Genomic DNA, 21,557 nt, shown 5'->3' on the forward strand with positions numbered 1-21,557 from the left:
ATGAACTACCAAAACCCAGATAAAAACGGCTATTACGGCGATTTCGGAGGCGCTTTCGTTCCCGAAATGCTTTATCCGAACGTTGCAGAATTACAGGAAAAATACATCCAGATCATCGAATCCGAAGAATTCCAAACCGAGTTTCAGGATTTGCTGAAGAATTATGTTGGACGTGCTACACCACTCTATTTTGCTAAGAATCTCAGCGAAAAATATGAAACTCAAATCTATTTAAAAAGAGAAGACTTGAATCACACCGGCGCGCACAAGATCAACAATGCTTTGGGACAAGCTTTGCTCGCCAAAAAATTGGGGAAAAACCGAATCATTGCAGAAACCGGCGCTGGTCAACACGGCGTTGCGACGGCGACAGCTTGCGCTTTGTTAGGCTTGGAATGCATCGTTTATATGGGCGAAGTCGATATTGCAAGACAATCGCCGAACGTTGCCCGAATGAAAATGCTCGGCGCCACCGTGATTCCTGCTACTTCAGGTTCTAAAACTCTGAAAGATGCGGTAAATGAAGCCTTAAGAGATTGGATCAATAATCCGGCGACCACGCATTATATCATCGGAAGTGTGGTTGGTCCGCATCCGTTTCCTGATTTGGTCGCGAGATTCCAAAGTGTAATTTCGAAGGAGATCAAAGAACAATTGAATGAAAAAATTGGCAGAGAAAATCCAGATTATGTGATTGCCTGCGTTGGTGGCGGAAGCAATGCGGCAGGCACTTTCTACCATTATGTGAATGAAGAAAGTGTGAAAATCATTGCGGCTGAAGCTGGTGGTCTTGGCGTTGATTCCGGGAAATCTGCTGCTACCACTTTCTTAGGAACTTTAGGAATTTTACACGGAAGTCAGAGTTTGGTGATGCAAACGGAAGACGGCCAAGTCATTGAGCCTCATTCGATTTCCGCAGGTTTGGATTATCCTGGAATTGGACCGATGCACGCTAATCTGTTCAGAGAGAATCGCGCTGAGTTTTTCAGCATCAACGATGATGAAGCTTTGAAATCTGCTTTTGAATTAACTAAAATCGAAGGCATCATTCCAGCGCTGGAAAGTGCGCACGCCTTGGCGGTTTTGGACAAGAAGAAATTTGAGAAGGATGATGTGGTTGTGATCTGTCTTAGCGGTCGCGGTGATAAGGATATGGAAACGTACTTGAAACATCTTTAAATCTGTAAAATGTAAAACGTATTAATGTATTTATGATTCTCAATCGTTAATACATTTTACGTAAATACTTTAATACAACAAAATATGAAAAAACTAAACATATACTTCACAGCCGGAGTGCCTGCGCTGGAAGACACAGGAAAAATAGCAAAACTGATCCAAGATTCCGGAGCAGATATGATGGAAATCGGGATTCCGTATTCTGATCCTGTTGCGGATGGACCCGTGATCCAAGATGCGCATTCGTTGGCTTTGAAAAACGGAATGAGCATCAAAAAACTATTCGAACAATTGGCTGAAGTCAAAGATTCTGTGACGATTCCCAAGATCTTGATGGGTTATCTTAATCCAGTTCTGCAATTCGGATTTGAGAATTTTTGTCAAAGATGTGCGGAAGTTGGCGTTTCGGGATTGATCATTCCAGATCTTCCACCAATTGCTTTTGAAAATCAATATGGTGCAATTCTTAAGAAATACAATCTGAATTTCACTTTTCTTGTAACACCCGAAACTTCGGAAGAGCGCATCCAATATCTGGATTCTTTGAGTTCCGGGTTTTTATACGCCGTGAGTTCATCTTCCACCACAGGCAATGCAAATGCTGTTTTGAAGAATGAAAATTATCTGAACAGACTGGCTTCTTTGAACTTGACAAATCCAGTTTTCATCGGATTCGGGATCAAGGATAAATCGGATTTTGAGAATGTGACAGAGAAAGCGCAAGGTGGCATCATCGGAACGGCTTTTGTGAAGATCCTTTTGGAAAATAGAGATTGGGAAACGAAAGGAAAAGCGTTTATCGAAGCAGTGAAAAATTAATCGCTACCATTATATGAAGACCTTTGCAGTCCTACTATTATCTTGTGTCTCAACATTGATCTCTGCTCAAATTTGTAGTTGTTCAGAAATGCCAGATCTTAAAGATCTAATATCGTGCAAGACAACAGCGTTTCAAAACGGAGCAAAAATATATTGGGAATTTGATTGTAACTCGTCTTGGATCACATTTGAGAATGGTGGTTTGAAAAAGAAGATATTTGAACTCGACAAAACTGAAATGGAATTCAGCGGACGATTGGGTTACAAGAGTTGGACAGAATTGGAGAATTCTTTTTTAATTGAAAACAGTGTTGTTTCAGGTTGTTGCCAACCAGCAGAATATATTCTTTATAATAAAAATAATGGAGACAAAATATCAAATCTTGGAACATTGGTCTATCTTGAGAAAATTGGAAAACAGCCATTTGTGTTAACATTGAAAAGGAATGAGGATCTGCTTTTTACCAACTTAAGCGATAATAAATCATATGTCGTAAAAATCCCAAAAGATAAGATCGACAAAACAATGAAAAACTCAGATGAACTGTATGCTGAAAATCTGTTCGGTAACGTTCAAATGAAAAATGGATTGCTATCACTAGAATTAAGATATAAAGTTTCAAAAAAAGGCGCGTGGAAAAAGGAAGTTATTACACTACACGTGAACAAAACTGAAAACAATAATCTACAGCCGACACCGCAATAGGGATAGTAATGGATATCCTTTTTGTTTTTTGCACGGGAAAAAGCCTTGGAAAAACAAAAAGATAGTAATGGATAGCCCGGCCCGAGCAGTGGCCTTAGCGTTGGTGAGGGATTGCCCAAATGATTTGCATAAAAAAAGAGTTTCAATTGACTGAAACTCTTTTTTATTTTTAATCCTCGTTGTTTTCGAAGATGGTGGAGAAAGCTGATGTGACCAGCGAGAGCAAAATACTGAACAAAAGTGCCCACCAGAAGCCTGCGACTTCCATACTGTCCATTAGATAGTCGGCCAACAAGATGATCAACGCATTGATCACAAAGGAAAAAAGTCCCAAGGTCAAAATCGTGATCGGCAATGATAGGATCGATAGAATCGGTCTTACGATCAGATTGAGAAGTCCCAAAACGATGGCGAAGATTACTGTAGACATAAAGCCGTCGAAATGAACGCCTGTAAGGACTTTGCTAAGGATAAACGCTGATATCGCGGTGATCAGCAAACGGATAATGAAGTTCATAGTTCTGAATTTTATAGATTGAAACTTTCTATTCAAAAACCAGACCTAATTGGCTTTCACTGTCCAGATCGCGCCGTTTTTGGTCGTCAGTTTCTCCAGTTTTCCTTGGGAAGTGAGTTCGTCCAAAATCCGTTCGCTTTCTTTTCGGTTGTTTCCGGATAGCTCGTTGAACTCTTTTGCAGTGAGAGAATTGTACTTTTTGAACAATGATTCCCAGTCTTTTGCATATTCTTTTTTGGTAGCTTTCGAATTGGCGGTTAGGATTGCTATTTCATAAAATGGATATGGTTTGGTGCCGTAAACTGTTTGGGATTCGCCGCTGGCATCCACGAAAAATAATGTAGGAAAACCTCTTACGCCTAGCTTTCTGGCCAACTTCAGATCGTCTTCGAAAAGCGTTTTGGCTTTGCCTTCATAATCTGATTTGAGTTGATTGACATCCAAACCAACTTTCTCTGCTGCCAAAGCGATGTTGTCCCATTTGGCAATATTTTTCTTTTTCAGGAAGACCAATTCCCTAAGTTCTCTCATAAAGATGATCGCCTTTTCAACGCTCTGCAACTGCGCAGCCTTGAAAGCGATCGACGGCGGATAAGAAGAATCTAATGGGTCCTCCAGCCACACATCACCATCAATTGGCATATCATAATGACCGCTGACCTCGTCCCAGTGGTGCGCAACGTCCGATGGTTTGCTGATGCCACCACTGTTGTAGCTCCAGTCTGGGAGCAATCCGCCCATATGATATTCCAATTCGATTTCCTGGCCATATTCCAGTTTCATCTTTCTCAACTGTGGCTCTATGCCCCAACAGGACGAGCAGATCGGGTCGGTAAAATAGATGACCTTGATGGATCGTTCTTTGTTATCGATTTTAATGTTGTCGTTATTCCCAACTTCAGGAACGCCGCAGACGCCAGTTTCTGCGTCGCAAAGCAGTGGATTGTTGTGTGTTGTAGATTCGTTCATTGTTTTTTTAGTTTTCTTGGTCTGTCCGTCGAGGGAGAATGACAACAGACTTAGGCTTATCAGGATTAGTTTTTTAGCATTCATTGGTCAGAGTTCATCGCGTTGTTGAGCTGCTTTTCTTGTAAAATTGTAGTGGTTTATAGGATTCATTTCTTTCCTTTTCCAATTTATCAGAGATCAAAACCCCAAACAAATGGTCGATCTCGTGCTGGAAAATCACAGCCGTGAAACCTTCCACCATTTCGTCGTGTTTCTTATTCTCCAGGTCATAATATTCCAATCGGATGCTGTAGCTTCTGTAGAAATCACCGCGGAAAGTCTCTATCGACAGGTCGCCTTCCGGACCTTTGTTCAACAGTTCCGACCACCAGGTGATCTTCGGATTGATAAAATATTCCACCGGCGCATTAGGCTTATCAAAGCGTTGCACCAGTACCACTCTCCTATTGATCCCGACCTGAGGTGCTGCGATCCCAACGCCACCGCCAGTTGCAGCGAGAGCCAACCTCATTCTCTCGATCAGGATCGGCAGGTTTTTAGCTTTGGGCGAGATCTCTTCGGACTGGTTCAGCAGCACTTTGTGTTGGTCCTCCTGGTCGGTTTGGTAGATTGGCAAAGCGGTGTTTGAATCTCCAGCAAGGATCAACTCTTTTTCTTCTTTTGAAAATTTCTGGGAAAAAACCAAGGTTCCCACGAACAGTAATATTAAGACCGTAAAATTCCGCATCGTTTATTTTTATTTCAAAGATAAATATTTTGGGCCCCTTATCCGCCTTCCGCTCCCAATCTTTTTTGCAGAAGATCTGTCATTAATAGAACCCAAGACCACGCAAAAAAGGATTTCCGCTCAAGTCGGGGTGCGCTTCGCCAAGTTGAAGCTTTTAGATTCTATTCATTTTTACATTAAATTTCCAGATATTTTTAAAGTTAAAAAAACATCTTCACCAAATCCGATGGACAAAATGCTTGAATAGGATATCTAAAAGGACCTTATGTTTGATAAAAGGTCAAGTTGCATTAAACAAAAGCTGTTGATGTTTTTCGATTTAAAACAAAATGAGACAAAAAAAAAACGTTCCCCCGAAATGATCCGGGAGAACGTCAACTAGAGAGAAACTAACAACTATAACTCAACTACAGTATAATGAATTTGTGTTTTAATTGATCACTTCATTTTTCCTTCTGTTAAAAATCCAGAAGATGATTGGGAAGATGAGCAAGGTCAGTATCGTTGCGGTAATCAGTCCACCAATGATGACAATCGCCAAAGGTTTCTGAGATTCAGAACCGATCCCTGTGGAAAGTGCTGCTGGCAGAAGTCCGATAGAGGCCATCAAGGCAGTCATCACCACAGGTCTCGTTCGCACTTTCACGCCTTCCATAATGGATGAATCCAAGGATAATCCGTTCTTGACATTTTGATGGAACTCAGAAATCAGGATCACCCCATTTTGGATACAGATCCCGATCAGTGCAATCATCCCAACACCTGCAGAGATCCCGAAATTCATATTGGTCAAATGTAGTGCGATGATCGCGCCGATCAAGGCAAAGGGAACATTCGCCAAAACCAAAAGTGAATCTTTCATATTCCCAAATAAGATAAACAAAAGGAAGAAGATCCCAATGATACTGATCGGAACCACCTGCGTCAATCGGTTGGTGGCTCTTTGCTGATTCTCAAACTGTCCGGTCCATCCAATCGAATAACCATCTGGCAATTTGATCTTATCTACTTTCTTCTGCGCATCGGCAATCGTTCCACCGAGATCTCGGTCACGGATAGAGAACTTGACCCCAATGTAACGCTTGATATCATCTCTGTAAATGAAAGCTGCCCCATTTTCTTTCTCGATCGTACTGATTTCCTTCAATGGAATCTTCGCACCGTCCTGAGTTGGAACCATTAGGGATGCGATATCTTCTTCATTCTTTCTGTATTCCTGAGCGTAACGCAATCTGATAGGGAATTTCCGTTCGCCATCAAACATTTCAGAACCTGTCTTTCCACCAAAGGCCATTTCCAGAACGGCTTGTGCATCGGCTGGTAACACGCCGTACGCCGCCATTTTGCTTCTGTCCAAAACCACGCTGATCTCTGGCTGACCAATATTCTTGATGATTCCAGGTTCTTTCACACCTTCCACATCTTTGATGGAAGCCAGAACTTCGTCCGCCAGTCTGTCCAAAGTATGCAGATTGTCACCATAGATCTTGATGCCATTTTCCGCTTTGAAACCCGCCACTGCTTCAGCAACGTTATCAGAAATAGGTTGTGAATAATTGAAGGTGATGCCTTGGTAATTTTTCAATTTTTTATCGATCTGCTCGATCAATTCATCGTACGTGATCTTCCGTTTCCATTCATCTTTTGGTTTGAGGCTGACGGCGAACTGTACGAAACCAAATCCGTTCGGGTCGGTTCCGTCATTACTTCTACCCGTCTGCGCCAGAACATCGGTCACTTCCGGGAAACTCATAATGTCTTTTTTGAGTGCGTTGGCTGTGACCAAAGATTTGTCCAGGGACGAACTCATAGGCATTTCTGCTGTGATCCAAAGCGAACCTTCATTCAACTGTGGTAAGAATTCGGTTCCAAGGAATGTTGCTGAAAATAAAGTGATCGCCAACACCGCAGTCGAAACGAAAAGGCTGACTTTCTTATATCTGAACGTGAACTTCAAACCTTTCATCACATATTTGTCCCAGAATTCCACGAATGGATTGTGTCTTTCCTTAACATTTTTCTTTAAGAGCAAATGCGACATCACAGGAACCAAAGTCAGCGTGAATATCAATGCACCCAGCAATGCAAAACCTAAGGTGAATGCCAATGGAGAGAACATTTTACCTTCCACTTTTTGGAAAGAGAAAATCGGTAAAAGAGAGGTGATGATAATTAATTTTGAAAAAAAGATCGCTTTTCCTAATCCGGTTCCGGTTTGTTTGATCCAACCAGCTTTTGCCATTTTGTTGAAGCGTTCCATTCCATATTTCTTCGCTTTGTGGTCCAGCATTACGAATAATCCTTCGACCATCACGACGGCACCGTCAATAATGATCCCGAAATCCACTGCTCCTAAGGATAATAAGTTGGCGCTCATTCCAGCCATCTTCAAACAGAAAAAAGCAAACAGTAATGACAATGGAATGATGATGGATACAATCAGGGTCGTTCTCCAATCTGCCATGAAGATCAATACAATGACCGTTACGAGAATGATTCCTTCCAAAAGGTTGTGCATCACCGTATTGGTGGTAAAATCCATCAAGTTTTGGCGGTCGTAGAAAGTCCTCATTTTGACATCCTTCGGAAGGATCTTGGTATTCAGTTCCTCGATCTTGGCTTTCACCAGTTTCAGAACTTCCTGTGCATTCTCGCCTTTTCTCATCACGACGATTCCTTCCACCGTGTCATTCTCATTATTGAGAGAAGCCTGTCCAACTCTCGGCATCGAGCCTTCGTGAACGTCTGCCACATACTTGACAAGGATCGGATTTCCGCTGTCGTTATGAACGGTGATATTTTCGATGTCAGCAATGGATTTAACCAAACCAATTCCACGAACGACATAAGCCTGACCGCTTTTCTCGATGACATCGCCGCCGACATTCAGGTTGCTATTGGTGACGGCATCCAGAACTTCGGTTGGTGTCAGGTTGTATTTGTCTAATTTTCTGGGATCGATACTTAATTCAAAAACTTTGTCCTGACCGCCGAAAACATTGACGTCCGCAACGCCAGGAACACTTCGCAAAGCTCTGTCGACCACCCAGGTTTGGAGTGTCAAAAGGTCTCTGGAATCCCGGTCTTTGCTTTCTAAGGTGTAACGGTAGATCTCTCCCGTCGGTCCATAAGGTGGCTGCACTTCCGGGTCTATTTCGTCTGGCAAACTGACGGTTCGCAATTGGTTGTTGACCATATTCCTTGCGAAAATATCGTCCACTCCATCTTCAAACAAGATCTTGACGATGGAAAGTCCGAACATTGTGGTACTTCGGACGCTTGTCTTTTTCTGGACCGGACTCATTGCCAGTTCAATCGGTGTGGTGACGAATCGTTCTACTTCTTCTGCACTTCGCCCGTTCCATTGGGTGATGATGACGATCTGTGTGTTCGTCACATCCGGGAAAGCTTCAATCGGCATATTCTTGAAACTGATGAAACCGGCAACCGCCAGAATCGCCACCCAAATGAATGTGAAGGCTTTATTTTTAAGGGAAAATCCTATGATACTTTTTATGAATTTGTTCATATTTTATATTTTGAATCACAATTTTTATTTATGATTATTCATATTAATACTGATCCGTAGGTAAAACTTACGGCTATTGATAGTAAACCTTGATGGTTTCTCGGAAAGCTTTAAATATTAATTATTCAAAGAGCGGTAAATCAACAATTGATTGTTGGTCACCACGGTTTCACCTTCTGCAAGGCCACTTGCGACGTAAGTGTTCTCTGTATTTTGTTTCAGGATTTTGATCTCCTTGACCTTGATATCGGTTTGGGATTTGTAAACCACTACAAAATATCGGTTGTCATCGAAGATGACGGCACTAGATGGAATCGCCAAAGCGGTTTCGTTTTCTGCAGAAGAAACCCGGATAGTTGCCTTACTTTCCGGGATCAACAAGCCTTGAGAATTATCTAGAACTACCCTAGCCTGCATAGAATTGGTATCTGGGTCGATGATCTTGAAGACCTTGTCGATCTTGCCAAAAAAGACTTTATCGGGATAGGACAATGTGGAAACCTGGGCTTTCATTCCAAGGTTGATCTTATCAATGTCCGCTTCGTTGACATTCATAATGGCCCAGACATTTTTGGTATTTGCAACATCGAAGATATTCTCGCTTCGGTCGCTTCTGAGTTCCATATCTTTATTGATGTCTTTATGAACGATGTAGCCATTGATTGGCGAGATCACGCTGTAGATATTTCCTCTTTTCACATTGTAAACCGTGCTTACCGCGTTGGATCGGTGCAAAGCATCTTTGGCTTTTTGAACTTCGCCCTGTGCTTCCAAGATATCTTTTTCCGTGTTGAGTTTGCCGGCGTACATTTCTTTGGCAACGCGAAGATTGTTCTCAGCCACGAGCAAATCTGTTTTCGCATCGCTGACATCTTTCTGAACTTCTGCCAACTCGGTACTTCTGATGGTTGCCAAGACCTGACCTTTGTGGACATAATCTCCTAATTCAACATTCACACTTAAGACATTGCCGCCAACCAGAGGGAAAATATCGATGTAGGTATTTTTGTCCGCAGAGATCTTTCCGTAGAAGCTGTATTCGTCCTCAATGAATTTCTTTTCCACCTTGGCAAATGTTGTGGATTTCAGCATTGTTTGGCTCAATTCAAAACCTTTTGTCTCTTCCTTCACAATTTCTTCCTTTTTGGAACAGGAGATCAAACTGATGGCGAGGATAATGGGAATAATAATTTTTTGCATTAATAGAAGATTTTGGTTTGTACTAATTGATTGAGCTGCTCTGCAGAGATCATAATCTGCTTTTTCATTTCGTAGATCTGCAGCACCGTTTGTCTGTAGCTTTCCAGAAAGTCTGTGAAATCCATCAGGCTGATGTTTCCGCTTCGAAAGTTCTTGAGGATTCCGTTATAAACCGTATTGAGGTTTTCTACATCCACAGGTTTAAGTTCGAAATATTGGTCGTATTGATTTTTCCAGGTTTGATAGGCCGATTCTACCTGCGTTTCGAGATTCAGTTTTTGATATTCTGAGTTTTTCTCGTTTTGTTGGATTGCATATTTTGCTTTTTCAACATTTCCTTTGTTCACTTTCCAAAGTGGAATGGGGATTCCAACCTTCAAATTGATCTCATTTCTGAATGTTCCAGAGTTTTGATCGTATTCTGCGCCAAGATTCAGATCTGGTGTGTTCAATGATTTTTGCCATTGGGCGAAGAGTTTGCTGTTCTCTATCAATCGAAGATTATAAAGATAATCGGCATTGTTGACCAAAGCTTTTTCTTTGAGGATCTCCAAATCGCCGAAAGGCTGAGAGATTAAAATGTCATTCTCGTCAAGCTTGGAAATGTTGGGAAGAATGTTGTCTGAATTGCCTGTCAGGATCTTCATATTTTGCTGGAATGCCAAAATATTATTGTTGATCTCGATCTTATCATTGTTTAACTGAATGACGATGCTTTGAAGTCTTACATAATCCTTGAGTGAGATATTTCCTTTATCCGTCTGGATCTTGTAAGCTGCCAAAAGCTCATTCATATATTTCAACTGTCCATCGATGCTGATCTGTTTCTTTTGTTCGTAGATCAGATTGTAATAAGTCTCCCGAAGTTGAGATCGCAGGTCAACCAACAACTGGTTGAATTGCAATTGCGAAAGTTCCTTGTTGGATTTGGCAAATTGGATCTCGTTTTTCTTTTTACCACCGAGATAGATGAGCTGTGTGATCTCTGCACCTTTTGCCCGGCCAACATCGAAAGCGCGCTTGTCCTCGGGATTGTAAGCATTCACGTAACCGCTGATCTGTGGCAATTCCCAGATCTTGGCCTGCATAATATCGGCGTCTGCCATACTGATATTGTACTGCGCGGCGAGAACTTGAAGGTTGTTTTTTTGAAATGCTAATTCGCAATCCTGAAGAGACATCTGCTGCTGTCCGGATAGACAGACAAATGCCGAAACGGATAACACTAGCGTTGTTATTTTATTCATTTTATCTCGTTTTGGTTTTACAAAAGTGACCTTCCTCGATTAAAACGGACTTAAATGAGACTTAAAAAAAACTTAATTGTGGTTTTGAATGCAAAGCATGCAAGGATTTTTTGAACTTATTGAAAATATTTTAAAGCAATATTGTTCTCGCAGATCAAGCAGATTTTGCAGATTTAAAAACGCAGTATTGTCATTCCGTATGTTTAAACTTTGCGAAGCGCAGCCCGACTTGAGTGGAGCTCTTTTTTGCATTGGGAAAAGCCAAGGCAAAAAGATTGGGAGCGGAAGGCGTATAAAGCTGCCCCAAATAAAATATTACTTATTAAAAATCACGGTGAAAAGATTCTCATTATCCGAGAGCGAAGTGTAGGAAATCTCCGCTTTGTGATATTCCAAAATGCGTTTCACGATGCGCAAACCAAGGCCAGAACCTGATTTGTTTTGAGAATTGCTGCCTCGCATGAAGGCTTCAAATAGTTTTTCTCTTTCGGACATTGGAATGATGGTTCCTCTCGAAAAAATATTGACAATGATCCGGAATTCGGTTTCTTTGATGGAAATGTCAACTTCCTGATCATCTGAATAGAGCGCCGCGTTTTTGAACAGATTGATAAATGTGATCTCCAGTAGAGACTTAACACCTTTGACGGTCAGAAATGCATCTTCACTACTCTCTTCGTCGATCTGGAAATCCATTTTGAATTCCGGGAAATTACGATGAACAGACTCGAAAGCGTCGAAAACCACTTCGTCAATCCGTACTTCTTCATAAACGCTGGCAATGCCTTCTTTGTCAAACTTCGAAAGTAAAAGCAACGAAATCGTAAGGTCCGACAATTGATGAACATCCTGCAACATTTGATTTAAGGTCGCTTTGGTTTTTGGCGAATGATTTTCAAGTTGAATCAAATTTTCCAGCTGAAAGGCCATTCTTGTCAATGGCGTTCGCATCTCGTGAGCCGCACTGGAATTGAAGTCTTTCTGCGACTGGAAAACATCATTGAGTCGGTTGGTCATTAGGTTAAAGGAAGTTGCCAAAACGCCAATTTCATCTTTTGGATTTTTGACTAAAACAGGCGTTGTAAGTTTATGAACACTTATTTCTGAAATATCGGATTTCAAAATTTCCAAAGGTTCTAAAAACTTCGAAACAATATAATAACTGAAAAACCAAATCAAAATGATGCTGACAACATAAGAAAAAATCAACATATACTTTAAAAAGTCAAGTTTCGATTCTCCTGTAACATCCTGAGCGCTTGTAAGAATATAATAATTTTCACCGTTGATATTCCTTAATGTCGCATAAATTTCTGGTGCCGAATGTTCTATATAAACCGTTTTCTCTTTGTCCAATCGTTCCAGAAGTGACTCGTCCCAAGAAATCTTTTTGTCTTTCAATGTACTGTAAACCAATTCTTTTTCTGCATTGAAAATCATAATATTCTCATTTAGCAAAACGTTATCAGAATTTTCGTCAAAGAAAATAGGCGCTTCTCTTTCAAAATCTTTTGATTTCTCAATAAAATTGACTGTGAAAACAAGACGTTTCTGAAAACGCTCCTTGAATTCATCTCTTCTGAAATCATTGAAGGAAATGTAAACAACAAACATCATAATCCCGAATATAAGGGAAAATGCAATGCTAAGACTGAGTGCTATCCTACGTTTCAGAGACATGATCTATAAATGATGAATGATAAGTGATGAATGATTAATTTCGAATTTTCAACTTTGAATTTATAATGGGCTTAGGTAATATCCGAAACCTGGTCTGGTGTGAATGAGTTTGGTTTTGAAGTTCTTATCGATTTTTTTGCGGAGAAAATTGATGTAAACTTCAATCGCGTTGTTGGTGGATTGGAATTGGTTTTTCCAGACTTCATCGGAGATATATTGTTTGGAAAGTGTTCTTCCGTTAGCTCTCGCCAGTAAAACCAATAATTGAAATTCCTTCACTGTCAGGCTGATCTCTTCGCCGGAGCGGAAAACCTTGCTGTCTTCTGGGAAGATTTCCAGGTCTTCTATCACAATCTTTTCTACTTCTTCTGTCTTTGGCGTCAGCCTTCGCATTTGGGAATTGATCCTCAATAGTAATTCTTCCAACAAAAATGGTTTCACTAGATAATCGTCTGCAGCGTGCAGAAAAGCCTCCTTCTTCTCCTCGATTCCGTCATAGGCAGAAATGATGATGATTGGCGTTTCGGAATTGGTTTCGCGGATGGTTTTGCAGATTTCCAATCCGTTAATCTTCGGAACGTTGATGTCCAATAAAAAAATATCGTAGGTTTTGTCGGTGAACATATTCAGGAACACTTCGCCGTCTTCAGCTTTGTCGGTTTTTATGGATCTCGATTCCAGAAAAAGTGCAATTTCTGAAGAGAGAACAGAATCGTCTTCTAAAAGTAATGCCTGCATTTGTTGAGAATTTTTTTACAAATATGGGAAAAAGTAAATTGGGAGAATTCAAATTGATGATATTTTATGGTCGAACTTTTGTTAAATTAGCTTTGTTAAAATAATAGAAATGATCGAAAGCCTTTCCAATAAATTTCTGAAACTTGGAATTCCTGTTGACCAAAAAAAAATGACATTAGATTTTACTTCAATTTCAAAACTTGAAGATCTATTTGAAATTTTTGAGAAGCACAAATTTAAATTTGATGTGTTTGATGCGCAATATCCACAGATCTCTGACGAAGGCGCCTACTTTTCATATTCATTTGATAAGGTTTGGAAGATGACCTTGGGGAATCACGGTTGGTCTGGCGGCATTTACATTATTGATAAAGAGGTAATTATAAATCAATTCACGAATCTAACAATACTTGAAAATAAGAAAGAATTAAGAATACGAAATGAAAGTTTCTTTAAACAATTTACTGAAAAATCAGATTCTTAAAATTTAGAAATGAATGGGAGGTTAAAAGAAATTCATAAATTAGTTTAGTGCGTGTTTGTCATTTAATTCGGAATCACGAGATCAAATTCTTTAAAAAAAATTGATAAAATCAAATTATGAACCTTGAAATAATCACTGACAAAATCAAATTAAAAATCGTCGAAAAGGCTGATGCGGAGAGTCTTTTCAAACTGAGAACTGATCCAGAGGTCAGTCAATTCGTAAATAGGGATCTCAACAAAACTTTGGCTGATATTGAGGAATTCATTGAGCATAAAATCAATCATCAACACGAGATTTTATTCTTTACCATCAAAACAATTCCAGAAAATGAATTGGCTGGGACGATCTGCCTTTGGAATATCGATCACGAGAAAAAGTATGCGGAAGTTGGCTACGAATTATTTCCCCATTTTCAAGGTCGAGGTATTATGAGCGATGCGTTGAAAGCGATTCTTAAACTTGCCTTCAACGAACTTGGATTTGAATATCTACAAGCTTTCACGAACAAACAAAATCTGAGTTCCAGAAAAATATTGGAGAAATTCGGTTTTGAACATCTTGTAAATAAAAAAGACGAAAATAATGTTAACAATGTAATCTACGGTTTGAATTCAATAAACCATTTGAAATAAAATCTTTATCATTAATTTTCGTTCTTTTCTAAATCAATATTCATTAATGAAAAAGAGTCTCATCTTCCTGACAATATTTCTTTTATTTTCATCTTGTAAGAACGATGAGGACGATTCTAATAACGAAACGGAATACAAACAAAGAATGCGTGAGTTTGTGATTGGAATTAGCCAGTATTCAAAATCAATAAATCAAAATTTTCTCGTTATTCCACAAAACGGAATTGAACTCGTGACAGATAACGGCGATGAATCCGGGAATCCTCACACGGCTTATCTCAACGCCATTGATGCCAATGGACAGGAAGATCTTTTCTTTGGTTATGACGAAGATGATAAGGCTACTTCCAGCGCAGATAACCAATATCTGAAAGTACTTTTAAATGTTTCTAAAAATGCCGGAAAAACAATTCTCGTAACTGATTATTGTGCTACGCTAACAAAAGTGACAAGTTCTTATTCTCAAAATCAAAATTCCGGCTATGTTTCATTTGCAGCCAACAAAAGAGAACTGGATGCTATTCCGAGTTTTCCGAATCCAATTCATCAGGAAAATGCCAATAACATTACTAAAATGTCTCAGGTTAAAAACTTCCTTTATCTGATCAATCCTTCGAATTTTAATACTAAAACTGATTTTATCAACTCTGTAAAGGAAACCAATTATGACTTAATCATTATGGATATGTTTTTTAAAGATCATAACAGTTTCACATCATCGGAAATTGAACAATTGAAAACCAAATCAAACGGTGGAAAAAGACTCGTAATTTCTTATATGTCAATTGGTGAAGCGGAAGATTACAGATATTACTGGCAAAGTAACTGGAGTACAAATCGACCTTCGTGGCTGGATGCAGAAAATCCGGATTGGGCAGGAAATTACAAAGTGAAATACTGGAATCAGGATTGGCAAAATATCATTTTTGGAAACGAAAATTCTTATTTAAAGAAAATCATTGATGCCAGATTTGATGGCGTTTATCTGGATATCATTGACGCTTTTGAGTATTATGAAAATCAATAAAATGAAAAGTTCATATTTTGTAATTTCAATGTTCTTGTTGTTGTCTTGCAGCGATAAAAAGGGAACTGAAAATCAATTACATTCTGCGAAAAATAATGAAAGGATTGATTCTAAAAATTTTCATTCTGACAACAATAAAACCTTGAAAAACTGGACAGATTATTACAAAGCACTTGATCCAGATTTTAATTTCGATAATTTTGAATTTGTTTCGGAAAGTTCGTTTGATAAGACTGCCGGAAATATCTATGGAAGCTATGATAAGGAATTTGATAAGCTTTATTCTGATTTTTTAATTTACAGTCCCGACCTGAAAAAATATATCGACATCGACAGCAATCACTGGATTTTGGATGAAAATGGCAACCCAGTTTTCGAAGTCGATCAGGAAATTAATCTGGTTGATATTCCGAATAAAAAAATTGAAAGAATCAAATTTTACGGCTCATCAAATTGGGTCGAAGATGCCTATTGGAAAGACGATCATACGATTGTTCTGCTGGAGAATTCTGATGACCAAAAACCTGCAATTACTCAAATGGATGTTAATTCACGGAAAAGTATGAGTTACAAATACAAAAATCCTTTGAAGAATATTTCGGAATATTCTAAGCAAAGGATTCTTGTAAAATTGAAGAAGTAAATTTCTAATAAGTCTTCGTCATATCATTCGGAATGACCAAATTAAATTCTGTTGGAGTAAAATCTTTTTCAGGCAAAGCCAACTCAGACTTTTCTGATTCGAAAACAGAAATCACTGCAATTTTCAAATTCGGGTTTTTCTTTTTCAAATACCAATAGATCCCGCCGTATTGCTTGCTGTGATAGTCGCCGTTGTAATGGATGAAAGTCTTTCCAGCCTGTAGATTTTCGAAAATCGATTCTGCCATTGTCGCATCTTTTATGGCTTGCGCTGAGATGAAATTCATCAATTTTAATTCGTCCACGTGGTCACCCATCAAGGATTTCATTTCTTTATAGCCTGGCGTTTCCAAAGTGACTTCAATCGGTAATTTGGCAATCCAGTTCTTTTCATTTTCCGGCAATTGGTTCAAGCTTTCAATTCCCGATTTTGATGTTTGAGACGCGTATTTTCTGGGAACATTTGTCGCGATGAATTTCAGTTGATGGTCTTTCGCGAAATCTACCAAAGGTCTGTAATCCGTTTCATAATTTTTCCAAAGTCGAACAGAATCTTTCAGAACTTTCGGATCAATTTTCCCACCTAGATAAGAATCAAGTGCTTTCTGATTGTCTCTTTCAAACATTTCCGCACCCAGAATTAATTGACCTTTTTTTTGATCAAAAAGTGCTTCGGTAATCTTTTTCTCCAACCAATGATTGATGGAACTGTCGTGATGTTCGCCAATGAAAACCACATCATAATTTACCAATTCTTTCACCACTTTTTCTGGCGAAACGGCCTTTGACTTTTTATCAAAGAATTGATAAGAACGGAAATCCTGAGCCTGAAAAATAGGCATACTTAACATCAATAAAAATAATATTAACTTCTTCATTTTAAAACAAATAAGAAAGCCGTTCTAAAGTCAATTAAAACTAAAAAACGGCTTCATTAACAATAATTATAATTGGATCTTACAAAGCTGCGACAAGATCTTTCCAACCTTGAAGTTCTGGATTTCCAGGTTTTCTTTTTCCGAAAAGTTGAACGATAAAATCGCCTTCTTTGTTAAATACTTCAATCGAAGTGACTTCGCCGTCTTCGGTTGGTTTTTTGGTGATCCAAGTTTCTGCAATCTTCGTTGTATCCAGATGAAGGTTGAAATCCGGGTCCATCACGTTGAACCATTGCTGGTGCCAAAGTGTCTTCTTAACTTCACCTGTATGGATCTGGATAATACCTCTGTTCCCAACGAAAACCATAATCGGCAATTGTTGTTCAGAAGCATCTTCCAAAACGTTCACCACTTTAGAATTCTCGATTTTTGTAGCGTAACCTTCCGGCGCCAATCTCAAAGCTTGGGTTCTAGTCACACCGAATTTTCTAAGCATCATAAAGAAATCGTGTGTGTCTTTCAAATCTTTCCAAGCTTGTTGGAAACCAGCGACATCTATTTCAGAATCTGCTTTCTCTGCAGGTTTACCAGGAACAGATTCGGTAACAACATTTGGGGATTGTTCGTACGCTGCATATTTCTCTGTCAACGCATCAAATTCTGCTTCGTTGCTTTTGTTTGTCAGATAGATCTTGTGAAGCGCCAATCCGTCTTTTCCGAAGAATTGCAAACTCTTTCTATCGCCTTCGATCACTGAGAAACCGAATTTCCAAGAGTTGATGAAAATCCTAAGATCAATATCTTCGCCTACGAAAACCTGTCCGTGAGGATTGCTAAAATCTGGATTCAAATAAACACCTTTTCTTTCGTGCACGCATTCGTCGTTTCTGGTCAAAGCCATTACTTTTTCCAGCTTTACAACCTCTTGTAGAAGGTCTGCAAACTCAGGTTTCAAAACTGTAACGCCGTTTCCAACGTTTGTAGCCAATAATTCAGCTTCGCTCACGCCCAATTGTTCCGCCGCGTTTCTGATTCTCAAATGTGGGTTTTCTGCTTTTAGCGCTTCCCATTTTTCTTTTAATTCATTAATTAATGTACTCATATTAATTTATTTTGATTTATTTTTTGATTGTTAAAACGTTGTATTCTCTTTTGACCAGTTCGCCAGATTTGCTCGTTATCAGTTCTTCTTTTTCCGATTTGATCATCCTTTTGAATTTGGTTTGAGAGATCAGCATCTCGATGTCTTCGTAATTATAAAGTTTGAAATCTGCTGTGAAAGGTAAATTTTTCATAAAATCTTTCTTCGCAAACGTGAGGACGAAACTTCCGTGTTCCTTTAAAACCCTGTAGATCTCATTAAGAAAATCGACTGGACTTCCCCAGAAATAAATGGTGTTGACCGTCATTATTTTATCAAAACTTTCGTCTTCAAAAGGGATTTTTTTTCCGTCGTACAATTGAAATTTAGCTTGAGAAAGATATTTTTGATTAATACTTTTTGCTTCTGACTTCATAGTTTCAGAAATTTCCAGACCTGTGTAACTGATGTTTTCAGCAAAATCCAAAAGGTAAGACAAATGTCCAGCGTTGCCGTGACCGAGTTCCAAAACCTTTTCGCTATCCGTTAACAGCAAAGCTTTGACTGTTTCTTTGGTCATCGAGATATTGGTCTCATTCATCATTTTGGCGACGTCTTTGCCAACTTCACCTTCGGGATTTGATAACTGTTGTGCTAATATTTTGAGTTCGTTTTCTGTCATTAGTTTAGTTTTTATTTAACCAAATAAGATCATCGTATTGTCATTGACCGGATGTTTGCAAATTGTACAAGGGAAATTGTAAGCCTTGGAAATGGTTTCTGCCGTGAACACTTTTTCTGGTGAACCGTACGACAACACCGAGCCTTTTTCCATTAATAAAATATGGTCTGCGAACTGTGCTGCGAGGTTCAAGTCGTGTAGAACAACGATCGCTGTGTTGTTGGTTTTGGTATAATTCTTTATCAGTTCCAATGTTTTGTATTGATGCTTAATATCCAGATTATTAAGTGGTTCGTCCAGGAAAAGTAACGTATTTTCTATCTCATTGTCCAATTGTGCCAGAACTCTCGCCAGATGAACACGCTGCTTCTCGCCACCCGAAAGTGAGTTGTATTCCCGCTTTTGGAAATGTACAATGTCGGTCTCTGCCATCGCTTTCTGTACCGATTCGAAATCCTCTTGATGCGGCTGTGAACTGAAATATGGATAACGTCCCATCATCACAACATCGGCTACCAAAAGTGGAATGTCCTGCGCGTTGTGTTGGGAGAATTTGGCTTTGTGTTTGGAAAGCTCTTCCAGATTCCAGTCGGACAGGATCTTGTCTTTGAACTGGATATTCTTTTTGTTATCGGTTTTGATTTCGTTCGCTAACAAATTCAGAAGGCTGGATTTCCCTGCGCCATTTGGACCAACGATCGCCAGGAATTCCCCGAAACCAACATTGATATCAACATCCTTCAAAATGCTGATTTTCTGACTTTGATAATTGATCTTTTGCCCTTTTATCATCTTAATGTGCTTTTGAATTTAATTAAAATGGCAATAAAAATCGGTCCTCCGATCAATGAGGTTAGGATTCCTATTGGAAGTTCTGAAGGTGCAACAATCGTTCTGCTGATCGTGTCTGCAAATAACAATAAGATGCTTCCACAAACGGCTGACAACGGTAAAATGAAATGATAATCTGAACGGAAAAGCAATCTTAAAATGTAAGGAACAATCAATCCGACGAATCCAATCGTTCCAGAAAATGCGACGCAAGTTCCTACCATCAAAGCGGTTAAAACGACGATCTGTTTCTTCAAAGTTTCAACATTGATTCCCAAGTGTTGTGCATCTTTCTCGCCTAACATCATCGCATTCAAGGCTTTTCCTTTTGGTAAAATGACCAGATACGATAATATTAGGACCATCGTTAAGATGATATTTTTGGTCCAGGTTGCTCCTGCCAAACTTCCTAGATTCCAAAAGGTCAAATCTCTAAGTTGCTCATCTTTTGAAATGTAAATCAGAAATCCGGTGATTGAAAATCCAATTGAAGTGATCGCTACGCCACTCAACAACATCATTACCACATTCGTTTTTCCACCAGAAGTTGAGATCCTGTACACAATGATCATTGCCAATAATGCACCGACGAACGCGGAAACACCTACCAAAGAATTTCTTACGATCTCCGGCAGATAAGACTCAAAAGTATGTCCTAAAACAATCGCAATGGCGGCCAACAATGTAGCGCCAGAAGTAAGACCGATTGCCTCGCCCGTTGCCAATGGATTTTTGAACATTCCCTGTAAAGTGGTTCCGGAAACGGCCAACATACTCCCTACAAGAACGGCCATCACAATTCTGGAAGTTCGAACGTCCCAAATGATGTATTTCTCGCTCAAGGAAATTGATGAATCGCCTGTGACAAATTTCCAAAACACCTCGTAGGAAGTCGATTTACCGAAATCAAAAACCCCGATATTCAAAGACAAAACCATCATCAGCATTAATAAAATAATACCGATGATGGCGTAAAATGTAAGACTTTTTGATTTCAAATCGTATGTTCGTTTTTCATAGGAATGAATTCCTATCTTTTTCTTATTTCCATAGGAATAAATTCCTATGCTAAAAAAATCGTTCGTCCCGATGGGACTTTTATTTTGTGGATTCTATCAGTAGTTTGTTTAGGCTAGCAGCTGCTTCACCGACTCTTGGGCCAAATGAAGATAGTAAACCACCATCCATTGCGATCACGCGCTTATTTTTACCCGCATTGGTTTGAGGAACGCCAGGCATTTTGAGAGCGCCATCAATTCCGCCAGAACCTTGCAATCCACTGCTGAAGAACAGTAGGACGTCAGGATTTGACTGTACGACCGCTTCGGGTGTCAATGGTTTGAAATCTTCGAAATCATTGGCTGCATTTTCTCCGCCAGCTATCTCAATAATTTTTGCCATTGGTGTGTTTTTGCCCCCGACCATCATCATATTTCCTCTGGCGTAGATGAAAAGTACTTTAGGTTTTTTAGCGATTGGCTGAATCTGCTTGATGTCTGCATCGATCTTATCCAATAACTGCTGCTGATTTGTGTTTCCTAAAGCTTTTGCAACTTGGTCAATCAACTTCTTTGTACCATCGATTGTGAATTCCTGATTGAACAATTCTGATTTGATGCCGGAAGCTTTGATTTTCGTCAGTAGGTCTGGATTGATATCTTTGTCAGAAGCAACGATCAAACTTGGATTCAGTGCCAAAAGTGGCTCAATCGTCATTGAACGAACGTGACCTAGCTCTTCGGCTGTATTTTTCAAACTCTCAGGATAGGTGCTTGTCACATCGATCCCGACAATTTCCTTCTCGTGGCCCAGTGCTACAACAATCTCGGTAATTCCGCCGCTGATGCTCACGATTCTTTGGTTGGACACTGGAGTTTCTGTTGCGGTCTCTTTTTTTGCCTCTACTTTGGAATCTTCTTTTTTACAAGAAACGCCTGCAAGAAGTATTGCTGAGAGGAGTGCTATTTTGATGTTTTTCATTGTTTA

The 21,557-nt window shown here is 39.4% G+C and carries 21 protein-coding genes; 7 read left to right on the forward strand and 14 right to left on the reverse strand.

Features of this window, described 5'->3' with window-relative positions:
* The 3 genes from trpB to PQ459_12400 all read left to right on the forward strand — a co-directional run bounded on the left by trpB (nt 1) and on the right by PQ459_12400 (nt 2,704).
* Nucleotides 1-1,179, forward strand: coding sequence for a tryptophan synthase subunit beta (gene trpB, locus PQ459_12390; GenBank protein ID WDF45696.1), 1,179 nt, complete (start codon nt 1-3; stop codon nt 1,177-1,179).
* 72 nt (nt 1,180-1,251) lie between these two features.
* Nucleotides 1,252-1,998 carry a tryptophan synthase subunit alpha gene (gene trpA / locus PQ459_12395; GenBank protein WDF48722.1) on the forward strand — a complete coding sequence of 249 codons (747 nt, stop codon included), beginning with the start codon at nt 1,252-1,254 and terminating at the stop codon, nt 1,996-1,998.
* An 88-nt stretch (nt 1,999-2,086) separates the two neighbouring features.
* Nucleotides 2,087-2,704: a hypothetical protein gene (locus PQ459_12400; GenBank protein WDF45697.1), complete on the forward strand. Its 618-nt coding sequence runs from the start codon at nt 2,087-2,089 to the stop codon at nt 2,702-2,704.
* 169 nt (nt 2,705-2,873) lie between these two features.
* On the opposite strand, the gene PQ459_12405 is transcribed toward PQ459_12400, so the two are convergent.
* The 8 genes from PQ459_12405 to PQ459_12440 form a co-directional block, all read right to left on the reverse strand.
* Nucleotides 2,874-3,221 carry a phage holin family protein gene (locus PQ459_12405; protein ID WDF45698.1) on the reverse strand — a complete coding sequence of 116 codons (348 nt, stop codon included), beginning with the start codon at nt 3,219-3,221 and terminating at the stop codon, nt 2,874-2,876.
* A gap of 45 nt (nt 3,222-3,266) precedes the next feature.
* Nucleotides 3,267-4,190 carry a DsbA family protein gene (locus PQ459_12410; GenBank protein WDF48723.1) on the reverse strand — a complete coding sequence of 308 codons (924 nt, stop codon included), beginning with the start codon at nt 4,188-4,190 and terminating at the stop codon, nt 3,267-3,269.
* Between the two features lie 94 nt (nt 4,191-4,284).
* Nucleotides 4,285-4,917: a peptide deformylase gene (locus tag PQ459_12415; protein ID WDF45699.1), complete on the reverse strand. Its 633-nt coding sequence runs from the start codon at nt 4,915-4,917 to the stop codon at nt 4,285-4,287.
* Between the two features lie 430 nt (nt 4,918-5,347).
* Nucleotides 5,348-8,446 carry a CusA/CzcA family heavy metal efflux RND transporter gene (locus tag PQ459_12420; GenBank protein ID WDF45700.1) on the reverse strand — a complete coding sequence of 1,033 codons (3,099 nt, stop codon included), beginning with the start codon at nt 8,444-8,446 and terminating at the stop codon, nt 5,348-5,350.
* A 117-nt stretch (nt 8,447-8,563) separates the two neighbouring features.
* On the reverse strand, nt 8,564-9,646 hold the full coding sequence (locus PQ459_12425; GenBank protein WDF45701.1) for an efflux RND transporter periplasmic adaptor subunit: 1,083 nt from the start codon (nt 9,644-9,646) through the stop codon (nt 8,564-8,566).
* Nucleotides 9,646-10,893, reverse strand: a complete 1,248-nt coding sequence (locus PQ459_12430; GenBank protein ID WDF45702.1) for a TolC family protein — start codon at nt 10,891-10,893, stop codon at nt 9,646-9,648. Before PQ459_12430 ends, PQ459_12425 begins: the two co-directional genes overlap by 1 nt.
* A 315-nt stretch (nt 10,894-11,208) precedes the next feature.
* Complete coding sequence (locus PQ459_12435; GenBank protein WDF45703.1) at nt 11,209-12,510, reverse strand: ATP-binding protein; 1,302 nt, start codon at nt 12,508-12,510, stop codon at nt 11,209-11,211.
* A 123-nt stretch (nt 12,511-12,633) separates the two neighbouring features.
* A complete protein-coding gene (locus PQ459_12440) occupies nt 12,634-13,311 on the reverse strand; it encodes a response regulator transcription factor (GenBank protein ID WDF45704.1) in 678 nt (225 codons plus the stop codon).
* Nucleotides 13,312-13,420: 109 nt separating this feature from the next.
* Between PQ459_12440 and PQ459_12445 the strand changes: the two genes are divergently transcribed.
* From PQ459_12445 to PQ459_12460, 4 genes are all read left to right on the forward strand, one after another.
* Entirely contained in the window at nt 13,421-13,795 is a 375-nt protein-coding gene (locus PQ459_12445) for a hypothetical protein (protein ID WDF45705.1), read from the forward strand.
* 116 nt (nt 13,796-13,911) lie between these two features.
* Nucleotides 13,912-14,430 carry a GNAT family N-acetyltransferase gene (locus PQ459_12450; GenBank protein ID WDF45706.1) on the forward strand — a complete coding sequence of 173 codons (519 nt, stop codon included), beginning with the start codon at nt 13,912-13,914 and terminating at the stop codon, nt 14,428-14,430.
* Between the two features lie 46 nt (nt 14,431-14,476).
* On the forward strand, nt 14,477-15,457 hold the full coding sequence (locus tag PQ459_12455) for an endo alpha-1,4 polygalactosaminidase (GenBank protein WDF45707.1): 981 nt from the start codon (nt 14,477-14,479) through the stop codon (nt 15,455-15,457).
* A 1-nt stretch (nt 15,458) separates the two neighbouring features.
* A complete protein-coding gene (locus tag PQ459_12460; GenBank protein WDF45708.1) occupies nt 15,459-16,100 on the forward strand; it encodes a hypothetical protein in 642 nt (213 codons plus the stop codon).
* Nucleotides 16,101-16,104: 4 nt separating this feature from the next.
* On the opposite strand, the gene PQ459_12465 is transcribed toward PQ459_12460, so the two are convergent.
* The 6 genes from PQ459_12465 to PQ459_12490 all read right to left on the reverse strand — a co-directional run bounded on the left by PQ459_12465 (nt 16,105) and on the right by PQ459_12490 (nt 21,551).
* Nucleotides 16,105-16,977 carry a ChaN family lipoprotein gene (locus tag PQ459_12465; GenBank protein ID WDF45709.1) on the reverse strand — a complete coding sequence of 291 codons (873 nt, stop codon included), beginning with the start codon at nt 16,975-16,977 and terminating at the stop codon, nt 16,105-16,107.
* Nucleotides 16,978-17,056: 79 nt separating this feature from the next.
* Complete coding sequence (locus PQ459_12470) at nt 17,057-18,079, reverse strand: hemin-degrading factor (GenBank protein WDF45710.1); 1,023 nt, start codon at nt 18,077-18,079, stop codon at nt 17,057-17,059.
* Between the two features lie 16 nt (nt 18,080-18,095).
* Nucleotides 18,096-18,740 (reverse strand): class I SAM-dependent methyltransferase, encoded by a 645-nt coding sequence (locus PQ459_12475; protein WDF45711.1) that lies wholly within the window; start codon nt 18,738-18,740, stop codon nt 18,096-18,098.
* A gap of 15 nt (nt 18,741-18,755) precedes the next feature.
* Nucleotides 18,756-19,532, reverse strand: a complete 777-nt coding sequence (locus tag PQ459_12480; protein WDF45712.1) for a heme ABC transporter ATP-binding protein — start codon at nt 19,530-19,532, stop codon at nt 18,756-18,758.
* A complete protein-coding gene (locus PQ459_12485) occupies nt 19,529-20,569 on the reverse strand; it encodes an iron ABC transporter permease (protein WDF45713.1) in 1,041 nt (346 codons plus the stop codon). The genes PQ459_12480 and PQ459_12485 overlap by 4 nt, the downstream gene beginning before the upstream one ends.
* A gap of 100 nt (nt 20,570-20,669) precedes the next feature.
* Nucleotides 20,670-21,551, reverse strand: a complete 882-nt coding sequence (locus tag PQ459_12490) for an ABC transporter substrate-binding protein (GenBank protein WDF45714.1) — start codon at nt 21,549-21,551, stop codon at nt 20,670-20,672.
* Nucleotides 21,552-21,557: the final 6 nt, after the last annotated feature.

The organism is Chryseobacterium sp. KACC 21268 (assembly GCA_028736075.1).
GTDB lineage: Bacteria > Bacteroidota > Bacteroidia > Flavobacteriales > Weeksellaceae > Epilithonimonas.

Coding starts and splice junctions, on each gene's coding strand:
- PQ459_12430 (WDF45702.1), bottom strand. CDS start 10,893: ATGAATAAAATAACAACGCTAGTGTTATCCGTTTCGGCATTTGTCTGT.
- PQ459_12465 (WDF45709.1), bottom strand. CDS start 16,977: ATGAAGAAGTTAATATTATTTTTATTGATGTTAAGTATGCCTATTTTT.
- PQ459_12420 (WDF45700.1), bottom strand. CDS start 8,446: ATGAACAAATTCATAAAAAGTATCATAGGATTTTCCCTTAAAAATAAA.
- PQ459_12445 (WDF45705.1), top strand. CDS start 13,421: ATGATCGAAAGCCTTTCCAATAAATTTCTGAAACTTGGAATTCCTGTT.
- PQ459_12425 (WDF45701.1), bottom strand. CDS start 9,646: ATGCAAAAAATTATTATTCCCATTATCCTCGCCATCAGTTTGATCTCC.
- PQ459_12490 (WDF45714.1), bottom strand. CDS start 21,551: ATGAAAAACATCAAAATAGCACTCCTCTCAGCAATACTTCTTGCAGGC.
- PQ459_12450 (WDF45706.1), top strand. CDS start 13,912: ATGAACCTTGAAATAATCACTGACAAAATCAAATTAAAAATCGTCGAA.
- trpB (WDF45696.1), top strand. CDS start 1: ATGAACTACCAAAACCCAGATAAAAACGGCTATTACGGCGATTTCGGA.
- PQ459_12470 (WDF45710.1), bottom strand. CDS start 18,079: ATGAGTACATTAATTAATGAATTAAAAGAAAAATGGGAAGCGCTAAAA.
- PQ459_12400 (WDF45697.1), top strand. CDS start 2,087: ATGCCAGATCTTAAAGATCTAATATCGTGCAAGACAACAGCGTTTCAA.
- PQ459_12405 (WDF45698.1), bottom strand. CDS start 3,221: ATGAACTTCATTATCCGTTTGCTGATCACCGCGATATCAGCGTTTATC.
- PQ459_12455 (WDF45707.1), top strand. CDS start 14,477: ATGAAAAAGAGTCTCATCTTCCTGACAATATTTCTTTTATTTTCATCT.
- PQ459_12460 (WDF45708.1), top strand. CDS start 15,459: ATGAAAAGTTCATATTTTGTAATTTCAATGTTCTTGTTGTTGTCTTGC.
- PQ459_12435 (WDF45703.1), bottom strand. CDS start 12,510: ATGATGTTTGTTGTTTACATTTCCTTCAATGATTTCAGAAGAGATGAA.
- PQ459_12415 (WDF45699.1), bottom strand. CDS start 4,917: ATGCGGAATTTTACGGTCTTAATATTACTGTTCGTGGGAACCTTGGTT.
- PQ459_12440 (WDF45704.1), bottom strand. CDS start 13,311: ATGCAGGCATTACTTTTAGAAGACGATTCTGTTCTCTCTTCAGAAATT.
- PQ459_12475 (WDF45711.1), bottom strand. CDS start 18,740: ATGACAGAAAACGAACTCAAAATATTAGCACAACAGTTATCAAATCCC.
- PQ459_12410 (WDF48723.1), bottom strand. CDS start 4,190: ATGAACGAATCTACAACACACAACAATCCACTGCTTTGCGACGCAGAA.
- PQ459_12480 (WDF45712.1), bottom strand. CDS start 19,532: ATGATAAAAGGGCAAAAGATCAATTATCAAAGTCAGAAAATCAGCATT.